The 16,229-nt window shown below is 71.9% G+C and carries 14 protein-coding genes; 7 read left to right on the forward strand and 7 right to left on the reverse strand.

Translation table 11 applies throughout. From position 1 onward, the window contains the following. Positions 1-9: 9 nt before the first annotated feature. Positions 10-1,278, forward strand: coding sequence for a trypsin-like serine peptidase (locus WA640_RS05455; protein ID WP_335986483.1), 1,269 nt, complete (start codon positions 10-12; stop codon positions 1,276-1,278). 51 nt (positions 1,279-1,329) lie between these two features. Here the strand turns inward: WA640_RS05455 and mqnC are convergent, their stop codons facing one another. The 6 genes from mqnC to WA640_RS05485 form a co-directional block, all read right to left on the reverse strand. Beyond that, complete coding sequence (gene mqnC, locus WA640_RS05460) at positions 1,330-2,481, reverse strand: cyclic dehypoxanthinyl futalosine synthase (protein WP_106364104.1); 1,152 nt, start codon at positions 2,479-2,481, stop codon at positions 1,330-1,332. A gap of 80 nt (positions 2,482-2,561) precedes the next feature. Continuing rightward, on the reverse strand, positions 2,562-3,332 hold the full coding sequence (locus tag WA640_RS05465; protein WP_335986484.1) for an FAD-binding oxidoreductase: 771 nt from the start codon (positions 3,330-3,332) through the stop codon (positions 2,562-2,564). A 42-nt stretch (positions 3,333-3,374) separates the two neighbouring features. After that, the gene (locus tag WA640_RS05470; RefSeq protein ID WP_335986485.1) at positions 3,375-4,226 is read right to left on the reverse strand and encodes a menaquinone biosynthetic enzyme MqnA/MqnD family protein; all 852 of its coding nucleotides are present in this window, start codon (positions 4,224-4,226) and stop codon (positions 3,375-3,377) included. A gap of 76 nt (positions 4,227-4,302) precedes the next feature. Further along, positions 4,303-4,605, reverse strand: coding sequence for an HPr family phosphocarrier protein (locus WA640_RS05475; RefSeq protein ID WP_335986486.1), 303 nt, complete (start codon positions 4,603-4,605; stop codon positions 4,303-4,305). Between the two features lie 138 nt (positions 4,606-4,743). Next, a complete protein-coding gene (locus WA640_RS05480; RefSeq protein ID WP_335986487.1) occupies positions 4,744-7,005 on the reverse strand; it encodes a hypothetical protein in 2,262 nt (753 codons plus the stop codon). Positions 7,006-7,113: 108 nt separating this feature from the next. Continuing rightward, on the reverse strand, positions 7,114-8,472 hold the full coding sequence (locus tag WA640_RS05485) for a C40 family peptidase (protein ID WP_335986489.1): 1,359 nt from the start codon (positions 8,470-8,472) through the stop codon (positions 7,114-7,116). Between the two features lie 244 nt (positions 8,473-8,716). On the opposite strand from WA640_RS05485, the gene tnpB reads away from it, so the two are divergent. The 4 genes from tnpB to WA640_RS05505 all read left to right on the forward strand — a co-directional run bounded on the left by tnpB (position 8,717) and on the right by WA640_RS05505 (position 12,037). Further along, positions 8,717-10,045: an IS607 family element RNA-guided endonuclease TnpB gene (tnpB, locus tag WA640_RS05490; protein WP_335986490.1), complete on the forward strand. Its 1,329-nt coding sequence runs from the start codon at positions 8,717-8,719 to the stop codon at positions 10,043-10,045. Between the two features lie 152 nt (positions 10,046-10,197). After that, positions 10,198-11,373, forward strand: a complete 1,176-nt coding sequence (mqnE, locus tag WA640_RS05495) for an aminofutalosine synthase MqnE (RefSeq protein WP_106364109.1) — start codon at positions 10,198-10,200, stop codon at positions 11,371-11,373. Positions 11,374-11,393: 20 nt separating this feature from the next. Then, on the forward strand, positions 11,394-11,801 hold the full coding sequence (locus WA640_RS05500; RefSeq protein WP_335986492.1) for a hypothetical protein: 408 nt from the start codon (positions 11,394-11,396) through the stop codon (positions 11,799-11,801). Continuing rightward, entirely contained in the window at positions 11,798-12,037 is a 240-nt protein-coding gene (locus WA640_RS05505; protein ID WP_335986493.1) for a DUF4229 domain-containing protein, read from the forward strand. Before WA640_RS05500 ends, WA640_RS05505 begins: the two co-directional genes overlap by 4 nt. An 81-nt stretch (positions 12,038-12,118) precedes the next feature. Here the strand turns inward: WA640_RS05505 and WA640_RS05510 are convergent, their stop codons facing one another. Next, positions 12,119-12,880 (reverse strand): oxidoreductase, encoded by a 762-nt coding sequence (locus tag WA640_RS05510; protein WP_106364112.1) that lies wholly within the window; start codon positions 12,878-12,880, stop codon positions 12,119-12,121. Between the two features lie 353 nt (positions 12,881-13,233). Here WA640_RS05510 and acs point away from each other — a divergent pair, with 353 nt between their 5' ends. Together acs and WA640_RS05520 are read left to right on the forward strand one after the other, a co-directional pair. Beyond that, the gene (gene acs / locus WA640_RS05515) at positions 13,234-15,192 is read left to right on the forward strand and encodes an acetate--CoA ligase (protein ID WP_335986494.1); all 1,959 of its coding nucleotides are present in this window, start codon (positions 13,234-13,236) and stop codon (positions 15,190-15,192) included. A gap of 111 nt (positions 15,193-15,303) precedes the next feature. Then, positions 15,304-16,224, forward strand: a complete 921-nt coding sequence (locus WA640_RS05520) for an alpha/beta fold hydrolase (protein ID WP_106364114.1) — start codon at positions 15,304-15,306, stop codon at positions 16,222-16,224. Positions 16,225-16,229: the final 5 nt, after the last annotated feature.

The following is a 16,229-nucleotide window of genomic DNA, read 5'->3' on the forward strand; positions in this document are numbered from 1 at the left end:
GGGCCGGCAGTGGCGGCGAGCGAGCGGAGACCGCGGGCGGATCGGGACGGCGCCGGAGGCGTCGGGAGCGGGAAGCGCAAGCGCCGCAAGGTTGTCCTGGCGGCGACCGCGGGCGCCCTGGCGCTGGGCGGCGCGGCGGTCGTGGTCCCCACGGCGTTCGCCGACGACCCGGTGTCGGAGGCCCTCGCGGGCGCTGCGGAGATCCTCCCGGTGGACGACTCGCTGCTTGGCCTGGTCGACGTCGGCGAGGTCGAGGAGCTGACCGAGTCGCTGACGTACGCGGACTCCCAGGACGCGGTCACGGTCTCCGGGCCCGACGCCGGGTACGTGAAGGTCCACTTCGAGCGGCTGCTGCTGAACGAGGGCGACTACGTGACGGTGTCGAGCCCCGACGGCGCCGAGTCGTACCGGTACGAGGAGTCCATGGTCGACCAGTGGGCGACCTCGATCACCGGCGACACCGCGATCGTGGAGCTGCACCGGGCCGAGTCGAGCCCGGCCTCGGACGCGCTCGGGGTCCTCATCGACCGGGCCGCGTACGGGTTCGCCTCCGACGTGGTCGACGCGCTCGTGGCCGAGCAGGCCGACGCGGCCCGCCCGGAGGAGAGCGTCTGCTCTGCGAGCGACGAGAAGAAGTCCTCGGCTTGCTACCGGTCCTCGTACCCGGAGGTCGTGGAGCACGCGGAACCGGTGGCGCGCCTGCTCATCGACGGGACGGTGCTGTGCACGGCGTTCCGCGTCGGCGAGGACAACCGGATGCTCACGAACCACCACTGCTTCACCGAGACGTGGGAGGCCCAGCAGACGGAGGTCTGGTTCGGGTACGACTGCGTCGCGTGCGGGGCGGACGCCGCGAACATCCCAGTGAAGGTCGGCGGCCAGCAGGTCCTGAAGACCTCGAAGCCCCTGGACTACACCCTGTTCACCGTGGACGACTTCAAGCGGATCGACCAGTTCGGCTACCTGGAGCTCGCCGACGAGCCCGCGAAGGCGGGCGAGGCGATCTACATCCCGCAGCACCCGGCCGGGCGGCCCACCGAGATCGCCATGGAGTCCTCGGTGGACGGCGGCAACTGCGTCGTGAAGAACGCCGTCTACGACGGCTACATCGCCGGGAGCGACGTCTCCTACTACTGCGACACCGAGTTCGGCTCCTCCGGCTCCCCGGTCATCTCCCGCGACACCCACGAGGTCGTCGCCCTCCACCACTTCGGCGGCTGCCCCAACTCCGGCGTCAACGCCCAGCTCATCAAGGCCGAGATAGGCCACCTGCTCTAGCAGCGCAAGCGAAACGCCCCGGGCGATGCCCGGGGCGTTTCGCGTTTCATGTCACTTCACCTGCAACTCGGCGACGATCGTCGAGTAATGCGACCGGATGCGGTCGTCGGTCGGGTCGTCCTCCGGGGTCCAGTGGATCGCCATGCGCTCGTACAGCGTGTTCCGCTGCGCCGGAATGCGGTCGGCGGAGCGGATCAGGCCGATGAGCTCCGAGAGGCGCGACTGGTGGCGGGCGCCCGCCGAGGAGATCACGTTCTCCTCCAGCATGATCGAGCCGAGGTCATCGACGCCGAGGTGGAGGCTCAGCTGCCCGGAGGCCTTCCCGGTCGTCAGCCACGACGACTGGAGGTGCTTCACGTTGTGGAAGAACAGCCGCGCGGTCGCCAAGAGCCGCAGGTACTCCAGGGTCGTCGCCTGCGTGCGGCCCTTCAGGTGGTTGTTCTCCGGCTGGTACGTCCACGGGATGAACGAGCGGAACCCGCCCGTGCGGTCCTGCACGTCGCGGATCATCCGCAGGTGCTCGATCCGCTCGGCCGCGGTCTCGCCCGTGCCCATCATCATCGTCGCGGTCGATTCGAGGCCCTGCCCGTGCGCGGCCTCCATGATCTCCAGCCACCGCTCGCCCGACTCCTTGAGCGGCGCGAGCGCGGTCCGCGGCCGCGCTGGGAGCATCTCGGCGCCCGCACCGGCGATGGAGTCGAGCCCGGCGGCCTTGATGCGGCGGATCGACTCGTCGATCTCCACGCCGGAGACCTTCGACATGTGGGCGATCTCCGAGGGCCCGATGGAGTGGATCATCAGCTGCGGGTACTCGCGCTTGACGGAGGAGAACAGCTCCTCGTAGTACTCGACGCCGAAGTCGGGGTGGTGCCCGCCCTGGAGCATGACCTGCGTGGCGCCGAGGCTCACGGCCTCCCCGCAGCGGCGCAGGACCTCCTCCATCGGGTGGGCCCAGCCCTCGTCGTGCTTGGGGGCGCGGTAGAACGCGCAGAACTTGCACGCGGTGACGCACACGTTCGTGTAGTTGATGTTGCGGTCGATGATGTACGTGACGATGTTGTCGCCGACGACGCGCCGCCGGGCCGCGTCCGCGGCCTCCGCCAGCGGGTGGAAGGGCGCTTCGGTGTAGAGCAGCAGGGCTTCCTCGGCGCTGATGGCGCCGCCGTCGGCGGCGCGGGCGAGGACGTCGTCAATCTCGGCCATGCACGAAGCGTATCCGCCCGGGGGCCCTCCGGGACAGTGCGCCCGAACGGATTGACTCGTGGGTTACTCGCGGGTTCGCGCTACACCGTGTACAGCTCGGTGTGGATCTCCCCGGTCCCGGCCTCTTCGAGGACCTCCTTGACGCCGAGGACCATCTCGTACGGCCCGCACAGGAACCACTCGTCGACCTCGCCCGCGTCGACCACGGTCGCGAGGACCTCGCGGAGCCGCTCGGGCGTGAGGCGGCCGGTGAGCAGCGGCGTGGGCCCCTCGGTGCGGGTGCGCACGTGGTGGAGGCGCAGGCGGTCGCCGTGGACGCGTTCGAGCTCCCGCAGCTCGGGCAGGAACATCGTGGTGTCCTCGGTCCGGTTGGAGTACAGGAGGGTCACGGTCGCACCGGATTCGAGCGCGGCGGTGGCGATCGCGATGATCGGCGTAATCCCGGACCCGGCGACGACCGAGCCGTAGTGGCGGTCGGACCGGATGTCGGTGCAGAAGTGCCCCAGCGGCGGGAGCACTTCGAGGACGTCGCCGGGCTGGAGGCTCCGGTTCGCGTACCCGGAGAAGGAGCCCTTGGGGATCGAGCGGATGCCCAGGCGCAGCGTGCCGCGCTCGGCGAGCTCGCGCGGCGTCGACGCGAGCGAGTACGAGCGGCGGACCTCGGAGCCGTCGGGCTCGACGCGCTGGAACGTGAGGTGCTGGCCGGGCTTGAAGTCGAACGCGGGCCGCAGGTGCTCGGGGACGGCGAGGGTGACTTCGACGGCGTCGCCGGTGAGGGCCCGGACGGCGCTGACGGTGAGCTTGTGCCACGCGGGGCGGTTCTTGCGGGGCTGCTTCAGCTCGATGGCCACGGGGCGGTCCTCTCGTCTTCCGGGGGTGTTCGTTCGGGCTACCTAGATGTCGCTGTCGAAGAATTCGGGCCCTTCGGGCGAAAGGTCCTTCACTTCCGTGTAACGGGCGGCGCGGGAGGCGAATTCCCGCAGGCCCGCGAGGTGCCGCTCACTGAGGCCGAACTGGAGCCGGTCGAAGTACTCGGCGAGCGCGGCGGGCGCGAAGGGCTCCCAGCGGGCCGCGGAGGCGACGACCGCGTCGATCTCGGCGCGGCTGAGGCGCACGGAGTCGCGGAACGCGAGGTGCACGTCCTTGACGAGCCCGGGGTGGGCCTCGGCGTAGTCGCGGCGCACGGCCCATACGGCGAAGACCATCGGCAGGCCGGTCCAGTCCTTCCACTCCGCGGCCAGGTCGAGCACATGCGCGCCCTGCGGGTCGTGGTGGACGCGGAGGGCCTCGTCGCCGATGAGGACGGCGGCATCGGCGCCGTCGAGCGCGGACTCGACGTCGGGCGCGGTGACCCGGTAGACGGGCCTGCGGCCGTAGCGGTCCTCCAGGAGCATCTTGCCGAGGAGCACGCCGGTGCGCGAGAACGACGCGAGCGAGACGCGCGGCTCGGCGGGCAGGTCGGCGAGCGGGACCTTCGACACGAGGTTGACGCTGAGGACCGGGCCGTCGGCGGCGACCGCCGGGTCGGGGATGAGCAGCAGGTCGTCGCTGTGCTTCAGGTACTCGACGAGGGTGATCGGGCCGATGTCGAGGTCGCCTTCGACGAGGAGGCGGCTCAATTCGTCGGGCGCGTCGCGGCGCAGCTCGAATTCGAGCAGCGCGCCCGTGCGGGCCAGTCCCCAGTAGATGGGCATGCAGTTGAGGAAGGCGATGTGGCCGACCCTCGGGCGTCGCGCGTTGTTCACGCTTCCGACGGTAGCCCCCTCCCGGGTCCTAGGACCGTCCCGAGAGGGCGGCGGCGTCGCCGGCGTCACGGACGCTTCAGCGTTCGTCGATGTCCGCGAGGTCCTTCCCGCCGTCGGCGCCCGCGGTCTCGTCGTCGGTGACGAGCGCGACGAGCCGGTCGAGGACCTCCTCGTCATCGCCGGTCAGGACGATCTCGTCGCCGGGGCGCACGTCGAGGACGAGGACCTGGAGGATCGACTTCGCATCGTGCGTCTGGCCCTCACCGCTCTTCGCGATGGTCACCTCGCCGGGCGTCGAGGCCGCGGTCTCCACGAAGACCGTCGCGGGCCGCGCCTGGATCCCGACCTCTGTGCTCACTTTCACACGGCGCTCGGCCATGCTGCTCCCCTCCCCGTTCGCAGGGCCGCCGGGCGGCCCGTCAGGACCAGGATGGACCGGGCGCGGGGACGGCGGACGCGTTTTCGGGCTATTGCAGCAGGACGAGGCACAGAGTGGTCAGGCCGCGGCGCGGACGGGTCAAGCTTCGGCGTCGCCGTCCTCGGGCTTGGCGCCGTAGACGGTGGGCCGCGGGAGCGGGATGTGCTCGGGCAGCTCGGAGCGGTCGAGGTGGTTCTTGACGCGGGCGAGGCCGCGCCGGTAGCCGTCCTCGTCGGCGGGCGGCCAGGACGCGGGCGGCAGCTTGTGCGCGCCGGTCTTGGTGCTCGGCTCCTCGAACAGGCTGATGTCGGGCGCGTTCACGATCTTCTTGCGCGACGACTCGACCTCGGTCTGCGGGCCCTCCTCGGGGGCCCCGGACGGCGGCGTGTCGGCCTCGACCGGGGCGTCCTCCTGCGCGGCGGCGGGCGTCGGCGTGGGGAGCGGCTCCTCGTACGGGGCGGCGTCGGAGAACGGGCTGTCGTCGGCGTACAGGTACGACGGCGGCGGTGTGGGCTCAGGGCGCGGCACAGGCTCGGGGTCCGGCACGGGGCCCGGCGCGGGCGGCTGCGGCGGCGTCGGCTCGGGGTGCGGGACCGGTTCCGGCTCCGGGACCGGCGTCGGTTCCGGCAGCGGGTCGGGCACCGGCGGTGTGGGGACCGGCGGGGTCGGCTCCGGGGGCGGCGTCGGCTCGGGGGTCGGGTCGACCGCGGCGGACTCGGCCGGGCCGGTCGCGTCGGGACCGTCGGTGCGCTCGTTGCCGGTGCGCTCGTTGACGGTGACCCCGGATTCGAGGTCCGCGGAGGCCTTCTCGACGGCATCGCCGAGCACGGCGTCGCTGAACGCCTTGGCGCCCAGGCCGATCACCGGCTCGGGGACGTCCTCCACAGGTGCGCTTGCGAGGTCGGCCGCGGCGTCCGCGGTCTCGACCAGGTCGGCGCCGGGGCTCGGGGCGTCCACGACCGCCGCGACGGCAAGGGCCTCCTCCAGCTCGGGCTCCACGACGGATTCGGGGTCGTCCCCCAGGCCCGGCGCGTCGTCGGGCGCGGGCGGCAGGGACTCGCCGGGCACGTCGTCGCCGAGGCCCGCCAGCGCGGACTCGTCGTCCTCGGTGAGCTCGGCGTCGTCGTCGGGGTCCTCGGGGTCGGGGAGGGTGTCCCAGGCGGCGTCCTCGTCGTCGTCTTCGGCGAGCGGCTCGGGGGCCGGGGTCGCGGAGGGCGGCGCGGGTTCGGGCTCGGGGGCGGGGCTCGCGGCGGCCGGGCTCGCGGACGCGGGGCTGCTGAAGCTGACGGCCGGTTCGGCGGGTTCGGCCGCGGGGACGGTGAAGCCGGGCGCGTAGGCGGCGCCGGGGCTGCTCTCGGAGGAGGGCACGCTGAATCCGGGCGGGGCGGCTTCGGGGACGGCGGGCGCGGTCGGGCCCGGGTCGGCGAAGGGCGCGTCGACGGGCGGGGGCGTGCGGCGCAGGATCTGCGTGCCGTCCGGGGCCGGGGCCGGGAGGTCCGGCGCGGGCGGGGCGCCGGGGGGCGCGAACATGCCGGATTCGGCCGAGGGCAGGCTGAAGCCGCTGCCCGCGGGGGGCGCGTAGGGCGCGCCGGTGACCGGGGAGGACGCCGAGGGCGAGTCGGTGAACGCCGGGTTCGCGCTCGGCGGCGGGAAGGCCGGGGGCGGCGGGGAGACCGGCGGGACCGTCGCCGGGGCGGCCGCGACGGGCGGCAGCGACTGCGAGGACTGGTACGGCGGCGGGGCCGACTGGTAGGGCTGGCCGGGCGGCTGCGGCGGCTGGTAGGGCGGGTACTGGCCCTGCGGGTGCGGCGGCGGGTACGCGGGGACCTGCGCGGCGCCGTAGGCGGGCGCGGGCGGCGGCACGGAGGCGGAGCCGTACTGGGGCACGGCGGCCTGGCCCTGCGGGGGGACGGGCTGCGGGACGGCGGCCGAGCCCTGGGCGGGCGGCGGGCCCCACTGCTGCTGCGGGGCGCCGTACGGCTGGTTCGGGGACGGGACGGCGGCGTAGCCCTGGTTCAGGGGCGGTGCGGGCTGCGGGGGCTGTGCGACGCCTTGGGGCGGTGCCCCTTGCGGCTGTGCGGTGGGCTGGTAGGCGCCGGGCGGCGCGTACTGGGGTTCGGGCGGGGCCGCGTAGCCCTGGGGTTCGCCGGGCGGGGCGTACTGGGGGACCGCGGCCGCGCCGTATGCCTGGGGCGCACCGGGAGGCGCGTAGGACGGCGTGCCGTACCCGGCGGGCGGCGGGTAGTTCGGCTCCGCCGGGAAGCCGCCGAGCGGGGGCGGCAGGGGGGCGCCGCACTGGGGGCAGCGGCGCTGCCCGGACGTGAGCCGCTGGCCGCAGGAGCTACAGCTGTTTCCGTCCACGGAAGCCTCCTCGGGGCTGGAGCGTCGTCAATCGGGCACTTCAGATCACCATCGTGCCATCATCCGGTCGCGTCGCGTGCACGCCTTCCCACTACCCGGGGACGCCTCTCAGGACTCGGTCTCGCGCGTGAGCGCCCCCGCGACGGTGTCGGCCAGCGTCGGGGTGGGCGACTCGCCCTCGTCCTCGGTGGGCGTCTGCGGGTCGTCGCTGGGGCTCGGCGAGGGCGACTCGGACGGCGTCTCGCTGTCGGTGGGCTCCGGGTCGGGCGACTCGGTCTCGCTGGGCGTGGGCCGGGGGTCGCGCGTGGTCGGGTCGTCGTCGGGCGAGCTGGGCTCGCCGGGGGTCTGCGTCGGGTCGCCCGCGTCGGGGTCGGTCTGGATGGCGTCGACGACCCGGTGGGCGCCCGCGAAGTTCGTGAACCAGATCGAGGAGATCTTCACGACGTCGCCGGTGCGCGGGGCCTGGATCATCTTGCCGTCGCCGAGGTACATGCCGGTGTGGTAGACGGACTGCCAGTTCCCGGGGTCGTCCCACCAGTAGAGGAGGTCGCCGGGGAGGAGCTTCTCGACGTCGACGGGCTTGTCGCGGGTCGCGTTGTACTGGTCGGCGGCGACGCGCGGGAGGCTCACGCCCGCATAGGCGTACGCGGACTGGACGAGGCCGGAGCAGTCGAACGAGTCGGGCCCTTCGGCGCCCCACACGTACGGGTCGCCGAGCTGCGCCAGCGCGTACTCGACGGCCTTCTTCGCCTCGGGGGCGGCGTCCCAGCCGTCGACTTCGGACGAGAAGTCGTCGGAGTACTGGGCGGCGGCGGCCTCGCGCTCGCGTTCGAGCTGCTCCAGGGCCTCGCGGTTCTCCTCGACGAGCGCGTCGAGCGCGGCCTGGGCGGCGTCGAACTCGGTGTCGAGGGCGAGGTAGCGGGTCTCGGCGCGGTCGGCGGAGAGGACGGCGGCGTCGTAGGCGGCGCGGGCGACCTGCTCGGCGGTGGCGGCCTCGTCGAGGTCGGAGGAGAGCGCGGGCAGGTCCCACTCGCCGCCGAGGGGCGCGAGCCCGGACAGGTCGGGCAGCTCGGTGTCGGGGACGCCCGCGGTGTCGGCGTAGGCCTCGCCCGCAGCGTAGTCGAGGGCCTCCTGCGCGGCCGCGAGCTCGGCGGTGGTGGCGGTCCACTCGGTCTGCGCGGTGGCGAGGCGGGTCTCGCGGGCGGTCCACTCCTGCTGCGCGTCGGTGGTCTCCTCGGCGAGCTGCGCGAGGTCGATCGACGCGGCGGTGATCTGGTCGCCGAGCGGGCCGTCGGCGGTCTCGGGGTTGGTGACGGGCGTGTCGTCGCCCGCCCCGCCGAGGGGCCTGGAGCCGTCGTCGGGGACCGTCACGCCGGGCTCGGCGAACGCGGGCAGCGCCCCGCCGAAGACGACGGCCGCGGCACTCGCGGCGGCGATCATGCGGGCACCGAACCGTGAAACGCGCATGTGAGGTGTCCTTCTGTGGGGGGTCGCGTCGAAATAGTACCGCGTCGATTCCACCCGAAAAAGAACTCCCGACGCGTATCGCGGCCGCTCGGCCCTGTTGAGAGGTGCACGCCCCTGATGGCCTGCATATCGGCATCCGAACCGGTCGAGAAGAATTTCTTCCGCGATACCGTCACCTTCATGGCCGTCACTCGTTAGTCCTGGTGTCCGAAACCCAGCAGCTTGATCGATTCGGGGTGAGCGCATGAAGGTGGTGAAGGCATACCGCTTCGCGCTCGACCCCCGGCCCGATCAGGTCACGGCGTTCCTGTCCCACTGCGGCGGGCGGCGGTTCGCCTACAACCACATGCTCGGCCTGGTGAAGGCGAACCTCGACCAGCGGCGGGCCGAGCGGTCCTACGGCATCGCGGAGGCAGCGCTCACTCCGGTCCTCGACTGGTCGGCGTACAGGCTGCGCAAGGCCTGGAACACCCGGAAGGAGCAAGTCGCGCCCTGGTGGGCGGCGAACTCCAAAGAGGCGTACGCCTCCGGGTGCGCCGACCTCGCCGCCGCACTGGAGAACTGGCGCGCCTCCAAGCTCGGGAGCCGTAAGGGGAAGCCGGTGGGCTTCCCGCGGCCCAAACTACGCAGGTCCCGGCTCTCGTGCTCCTTCACCACCGGCGCGATCCGAGCCGAGGCGGATCGCCGACACATCACCCTGCCGCGAATCGGCACGATCCGTACCTTCGAGAACACGGCGAAGCTGCATCGGCACCTGCTCCGCGGGACCGGTCGGATCCTCTCTGCCACGCTCGCGATGGAGCGCTCGGGCCGCTGGTTCGTGTCATTCACCTGCGAGATCGAGCACCGGGAACGAACGCCGGAGCAGCCGGAAGCTGTGGTCGGCATCGATCTGGGGGTCAAACACCTCGCGGTGCTCTCGACCGGTGAGTTCGTTCCCAACCCGCGTCGGCTGGAGGCGGCACAGCAGCGGCTGCGCAGGGCGAACCGTGTTCTGGCCCGCAGGGAGGGGCCGGCCCCGGGAAAGGCGCCGTCGCATCGGTGGCAGAAAGCACGGCAGCGGATCTCGCGGCTGCATCGAAAGGTCGCCGCACAGCGCGGAGACGCCGTACACAAGCTCACCGGCCGCCTCGCACGGAGCTACGGCACCATCGTGGTCGAAGACCTCCATGTCGCAGGGATGCTCCGCAACAGACCTCTCGCGAGGCGGATCGCGGACGCCTCGCTCGGTGAGATCCGTCGCCGGCTCGAATACAAGACCGCCTGGAACGGCGGCGTCCTGGTGACCGCCGACCGCTGGTCGCCGACTTCGAAAACCTGCTCGTCCTGCGGCGCGGTGAAAACCAAACTGCGCCTGTCCGAGCGGACCTTCGCCTGCGAGCAGTGCGGCGCGGTCATCGACCGCGACCTCAACGCCGCGCTTAACCTGCGGAACCTCGCGCAGAAGACCGCCGTGGACCTGGAGTCGCCGGGCCACGTGAAAACAGCCCGACGGAAACCGCGCAAGACCGGCCCTGCCGGCAGCGGTATCGCCGCGGGAAGACCGGCCGCAGACGCCGGTCAATCCTCTTGAGGATCGGATCACACAGCATCAGCGGACGGGATCCGGACGGAAGCCACGGATACTGTAGGCGCGTTCACGGCCTCACAAGCGAATCGTGCGCGGCGGCCGCGGCGTGGCCGCGGCGCTACGCTGGCACCGAACGCGACAACGTTGGGAGCGCCATGGACGACACCGCCAGGTTCAAGGCCGGGATCGAGGAGAAGCTCGCCGCGGGCGAGCGGCTGAGCTTCGAGGACGGCGTCGGGCTGTACGAGGTCGACGACCTCGCCTGGCTCGGCCGCCTCGCGCACGGGGTCCGCACCGCCAAGAACGGCGACCGGACCATGTTCAACGTCAACCGCCACCTCAACCTCACCAACGTGTGCTCCGCGTCCTGCGCGTACTGCTCGTTCCAGCGCAAGCCCGGCGAGGCCGACGCGTACACGATGCGCGTCGAGCAGGCAGTGGCCCTCGCCGAGCAGATGAAGGGCGACGCCCCCACCGAGCTGCACATCGTCAACGGCCTCCACCCGACCCTCCCGTGGCGCTACTACCCGCGGGTCCTCAAGGCCCTCAAGGAGACCCTCCCCGAGGTGAACCTGAAGGCGTTCACCGCCACCGAGGTCCAGTGGTTCGAGAAGATCTCCGGCCTGAGCGCCGACGAGATCCTCGACGAGCTCATCGAGGCCGGCCTGGAGTCGCTCACCGGCGGCGGCGCCGAGATCTTCGACTGGGAGATCCGCCAGCACATCGTCGACCACGACTGCCACTGGGAGGACTGGTCGCGCATCCACCGCCTCGCCCACTCCAAGGGCCTGCGCACCCCCGCCACGATGCTGTACGGCCACATCGAGGAGCCCCGCCACCGCGTCGACCACGTGCTGCGCCTGCGCGAGCTCCAGGACGAGACCGGCGGCTTCGCCGTGTTCATCCCCCTGCGCTACCAGCACGACTTCCACGACTCCCGGGACGGGAAGATCCGCAACAAGCTCCAGGCGCGCACCACGATGGCGAGCCCGGCCGAGTCCCTCAAGGTCTTCGCGGTCTCGCGGCTCCTGCTCGACAACTTCGACCACGTCAAGTGCTTCTGGGTCATGCACGGCCTCGACGTCGCGCAGCTGTCCCTCTCCTTCGGCGCCGACGACCTCGACGGCTCGGTCGTGGAGTACAAGATCACCCACGACGCCGACGAGTACGGCACGCCTGACAAGATGACCCGCGACGACCTCCTGGAGCTCATCCGCGACGCCGGGTTCCGGCCCGTCGAGCGCAACACCCGCTACGACGTGGTGCGCGAGTACGAAGGGCCCCAGACGATCGCCGAGCGCCGGGCCGAGCCGCAGTCCGTGAAGTTCTAGCGGCGCCCCTCGAACCTGCCATGGCACAGTCGAAACCGGAGACGCCCGCGGCCGGGACCCTCGGCCAGCTGCTGGGGACCGCGCTCGCGTACTTCGTGATGGGCGCGGTCGTCCTCGTCGTCATCGACCTGCTGTTCGTGTTCCCGAGCGGGCGGCCGTTCGGCGAGACCTCCGGGTGGATCGCCGCGCTGCCGACCGTGTGGGCGTACACCGAGCAGTTCCGGCGCTACGGCGGCGCGGCCCGCTGGGGCGTCATGCTCGTCGGCGTGATGCTCGGCCTCGGGGCCGGGCTCGCCGTCGGGGTGCTCCTGCCCCCGACGTGGCCGCCGATGCTCGCCGGCGGCCTCGCCGGACTCACCGCAGCACTCGTCTACGCGCCCCTGTGGTACGCAGGGGTCCGCACCTTCGGAGAGGAGCGGCCCGCATGAACCCGGTCGCCAAGTTCTACCTCGCGCGCGTGGCGCTCGTCGCCGTCGTCGCCGTCCCCTTGATGTTCTTCATCAACGCGCTGCTCGCGCTCGCCGCGGGCCTGCTCGTGTCGATGGTCCTGGGCTTCGTGCTGCTGCGCAAGCAGCGCGAGGCCATGATCGAGCACATCGACGCCGGAGTGAAGCGCCGCCGCGAGGAGAAGGAGCAGCTGCGCGCCGAACTCGCAGGCGAGTAAGCCGTAAGGGCTCAGTGAACTAAGGAACCGAAGGGCGCCTTATGGGGTAAGGGTCTTACCTCATGAGGCGCCTTCCGCGTCTTACGCGTCCTTCATGAGCTCCGAGCAGATCTGGAGCGTCTCGGCCGCCCCGGCCTCCAGGGCCTTGCCGTAGTGCTTGAGCCAGGACCGGACCCCGTCGGGTGTGCCGGTCGACCAGGCACGCTGCGCGCCCACGTACTCGGGCTGTCGCTCCAGGTGCCCGGCGTCGACGGTGATGAGCAGCTTCGGGTCGAGTCCCTTGCTGGCCAGCGCGAGCCGGGCCGCCGCGCGGGCGACCACGTTGTTGGCGACGGGGAACGGGCGCACCGACAACAGCTCGCCGTGGACGACGGCGGCGGCCATCGCGGCCGGGATCTCCTTGGTGGGGTTGGTGACCAGGGCGCACAGGGCGTTGATGCGCGCAGACCCGGACTCGTCGACCTCGATGCGGCCGGGCTCGAAGTCGACGCCGGCGTCGGGGAGGTCGCGGGTGGCGAGCAGGTGGAGCTTCGCGAGGACGTACCGCGGGGAGACGGGCCAGACGCCCGCGAGGGACGGGAGGGCGTCGGTGACGGCGAGGACGCCGGAGACGACCGGGTCGTCGAAGTCCCCGGCGCGCAGGCGCTCCACGTCGCAGTCGTACCCGTCGAGGGCGAGGGTCGCGGAGGCCGAGTGCAGTGCGACCTCGGTCCCGACGAGGGCCTCGGCCGCTTCGCCGCCGCGCAGGGCCTCGTGCCAGAGCATGCGGTCGACACCGGCTCGGGCGTTCTCCAGGGCGTCGGCGACCTCGGAGAGTTCGAGGAGAGGCGCGAGAGGATCCACGGGCGGAACCTTACCTTTAGTGCGGAGCACGCAAACGGCGCACCGGGCGGGCTAGAGGGCAGTCACAGAACAGTATCGGACTTCGCGGGTCGACACCGCTCCGACGATACCCGGCGAATCGGCGTGCAAGGGTCCCCGAGGAGAGCGAACCGGCCGGGCGGACCCGACGGGGGGCGGGCCGCTCGGCGGCCGCCCGACGCCCGTCCACGGGCCGTTCGGCGACGGCAGGTCCCAGATGCCGGTGCCCGCCTCAGGGGCACGTTCCGTGTCGCCGAATGCGCGGTAGTGTTACCGGACATAGACCCGCCTCACAGTCGCGCATTGGCGCGTAGATCTGTAAGGAGCCAATACCAGTGGCAGATACCCCGCAAGAGACGCTTGCCAATCTCCTGTCGGAGGACCGGACCTTCCCGCCGTCCCCCGAGTTCACTCAGGCGGCGAACGTCACGGCGGCCGCCTACGACGAAGCCGCCGCCGACCGCCTCGCGTTCTGGGAGGCCCAGGCCCGCCGGCTCGACTGGTCGAAGGACTGGGACCGGGTCCTGGACTGGGACGACCCGCCGTTCGCGAAGTGGTTCACCGGCGGCGAGCTGAACGTCAGCGCGAACTGCCTCGACCGGCACGTGGCGAACGGCCTCGGCGACCGGGTGGCGATCCACTTCGAGGGCGAGCCGGGCGACACGCGCGCGGTCACGTACGCGGAGCTGCTCGACGAGGTCAAGCGGGCCGCGAACGCGCTCACCGATCTGGGTGTGGAGGCGGGCGACCGGGTCGTCATCTACATGCCGATGATCCCCGAGGCCGCGGTGGCGATGCTGGCGTGCGCGCGCATCGGCGCCCCGCACTCGGTGGTGTTCGGCGGGTTCAGCGCCGCGGCGCTGTCGAGCCGCATCGACGACGCGGGCGCGAAGCTCGTGATCTGCGCCGACGGCGGGTTCCGCAAGGGGAAGGCGTTCGCGCTCAAGCCCACCGTGGACGAGGCGCTCGAATCGTGCCCGTCGGTGGAGCAGGTCCTCGTGGTGACCCGCACGGGGCAGGAGGTCGCGTGGAACGACCGCGACGTCAAGTGGGAGGACGCCGTCGGCGGGGCGTCCAATGAGCACGAGGCGCAGCCGTTCGACGCGGAGCACCCGCTGTTCATCCTGTACACGTCGGGGACGACGGGGAAGCCGAAGGGCATCCTGCACACGTCGGGCGGGTACCTGACGCAGGCGTCGTTCACGCACCACGCCGTGTTCGACCTGAAGCCCGAGACCGACGTGTACTGGTGCACCGCCGACATCGGCTGGGTCACCGGGCACTCGTACATCGTCTACGGGCCCATGTCGAACGGCGCCACGCAGGTCATGTACGAGGGCACCCCGGACACGCCGCACACGGGCCGGTTCTGGGAGATCGTGCAGAAGTACGGGGTGACGATCCTGTACACGGCGCCGACGGCGATCCGCACGTTCATGAAGTGGGGCGACGACGTGCCCGCCAAGTTCGACCTGTCGAGCCTGCGGGTCCTCGGTTCGGTCGGCGAGCCGATCAACCCCGAGGCGTGGGTGTGGTACCGCGAGCACATCGGCGGCGGGTCGACGCCCGTGGTGGACACGTGGTGGCAGACCGAGACCGGCGCGATCATGGTGTCGCCGCTGCCGGGCGTGACGGCGACGAAGCCGGGCTCGGCGCAGCGGCCGCTCCCGGGGATCAGCGTCGACGTCGTCGACGAGCAGGGCGAGTCGGTGCCGGACGGCGGCGGCGGGTTCCTGGTGATCCGCGAGCCGTGGCCGTCGATGCTCCGCACGATCTGGGGCGACGACCAGCGGTTCCTCGACACGTACTGGGCGCACTTCGACGGCATGTACTTCGCCGGGGACGGCGCGAAGAAGGACGACGACGGGGACCTGTGGCTCCTCGGCCGGGTCGACGACATCATGCTGGTGTCGGGGCACAACATCTCCACGACCGAAGTGGAGTCGGCGCTGGTGAGCCATGAGACCGTGGCGGAGGCGGCTGTCGTGGGGGCGTCGGACCCGGTGACGGGCCAGGGCATCGTCGCGTTCGTGATCCTGCGCGGGCAGTCGGAGTCGAGCCCCGAGCACCTCGCGGAGCTGCGCGCGCACGTCGCGAAGACGCTGGGCGCCATCGCGAAGCCCCGCCAGGTCATCATCGTGGCGGAGCTGCCGAAGACCCGCTCGGGCAAGATCATGCGGCGGCTGCTGCGCGACATCGCCGAGGACCGCGAGATCGGCGACGTCACGACCCTCGCCGACAACACCGTCATGAGCCGCATCAAGACCGGCCTGCAAGGCGGCAAGGAAGACTGAGGGCTCCGGATCGTAGATCCTGTTTCCTATGGGAAATAGGATCTACGATCCGGGCCACGGCCGCGCCCGGCGGCCCGCCGTGACCCTTCCGTCACCTCGTACGCTGTCCGCGTGACCCGCAAGACCTTCGCCGACAGCGCCGCCCTGAAGCAGGGCCCCTGGACGCACCGGCAAGTCGACGCCAACGGCTCGCGCTTCCACGTGGCCGAGGCCGGAGAAGGCCCGCTCATCCTGCTCCTGCACGGCTTCCCCGAGTTCTGGTGGGCGTGGCGCCACCAGATGCCCGCGCTCGCCGACGCGGGCTTCCGCGTCGTCGCCGCCGACCTGCGCGGCTACGGCGCCTCCGACAAGCCCCCGAAGGGCTACGACGCGTACACGATGGCCGCCGACGTCGTCGGGCTCGTCCGGGCCCTCGGCGAGCGCGAGGCGACCGTGGTCGGGCACGACCTCGGCGGGATCCTCGCGTTCGCGGCGGCGGCGTTCCACCCCAGGCAGTTCAAGTCCCTCGTGGTCCTCGGCGCGGCGCACCCGCTGCGCCAGCGCGCGGCGCTCGCGGTGGACCCGAAGGGGCAGCTGTCGGCGTCCCGGCACCTGTTCGCGTTCCAGATGCCCCGCTACGAGCACAAGCTGACGGCTTGGGACGCAAGGAAAGTCGCGGACCTGATGTACGCGTGGTCGGGGCCGGGATGGCGGGGGACGCGGGACTTCCAGGAGTACGTGCGGGCGTGCAGGGACGTCATCCAGATCCCGCAGGCGGCGTTCTGCGCGCTGGAGGCGTTCCGGTGGCCGTTCCGCACGTCGGTGGGGCTGGCGGGGCGGCGGTTCGTGAAGCTGCTCCAGCGGCCGACGCCGGTGCCGGTGCTCCAGCTGCACGGGGCGCTCGACACGTGCGTGCTGCCGCGGACGGCGCAGGGGTCGGGGCGGTACGTGCACGGGCGGTACGAGTGGAAGCTCCTCGACGGGGTGGGGCACTTCCCGCAGCAGGAGGCGCCGGAGACGGTGACGAAGGAGATCATCCGGTGGGCGTCTTGAGCTGC

The sequence above is a fragment of the Glycomyces sp. MUSA5-2 genome (genome assembly GCF_037034145.1).
Lineage (GTDB): Bacteria > Actinomycetota > Actinomycetes > Mycobacteriales > Micromonosporaceae > Glycomyces > Glycomyces artemisiae.

Bases quoted from the DNA above. Each gene is read 5' to 3' on its own strand.
- WA640_RS05475 (WP_335986486.1), bottom strand. From the start codon at position 4,605: ATGGCCGAGCGCCGTGTGAAAGTGAGCACAGAGGTCGGGATCCAGGCG.
- WA640_RS05500 (WP_335986492.1), top strand. From the start codon at position 11,394: ATGGCACAGTCGAAACCGGAGACGCCCGCGGCCGGGACCCTCGGCCAG.
- mqnC (WP_106364104.1), bottom strand. From the start codon at position 2,481: ATGGCCGAGATTGACGACGTCCTCGCCCGCGCCGCCGACGGCGGCGCC.
- tnpB (WP_335986490.1), top strand. From the start codon at position 8,717: ATGAAGGTGGTGAAGGCATACCGCTTCGCGCTCGACCCCCGGCCCGAT.
- mqnE (WP_106364109.1), top strand. From the start codon at position 10,198: ATGGACGACACCGCCAGGTTCAAGGCCGGGATCGAGGAGAAGCTCGCC.
- WA640_RS05485 (WP_335986489.1), bottom strand. From the start codon at position 8,472: ATGCGCGTTTCACGGTTCGGTGCCCGCATGATCGCCGCCGCGAGTGCC.
- WA640_RS05505 (WP_335986493.1), top strand. From the start codon at position 11,798: ATGAACCCGGTCGCCAAGTTCTACCTCGCGCGCGTGGCGCTCGTCGCC.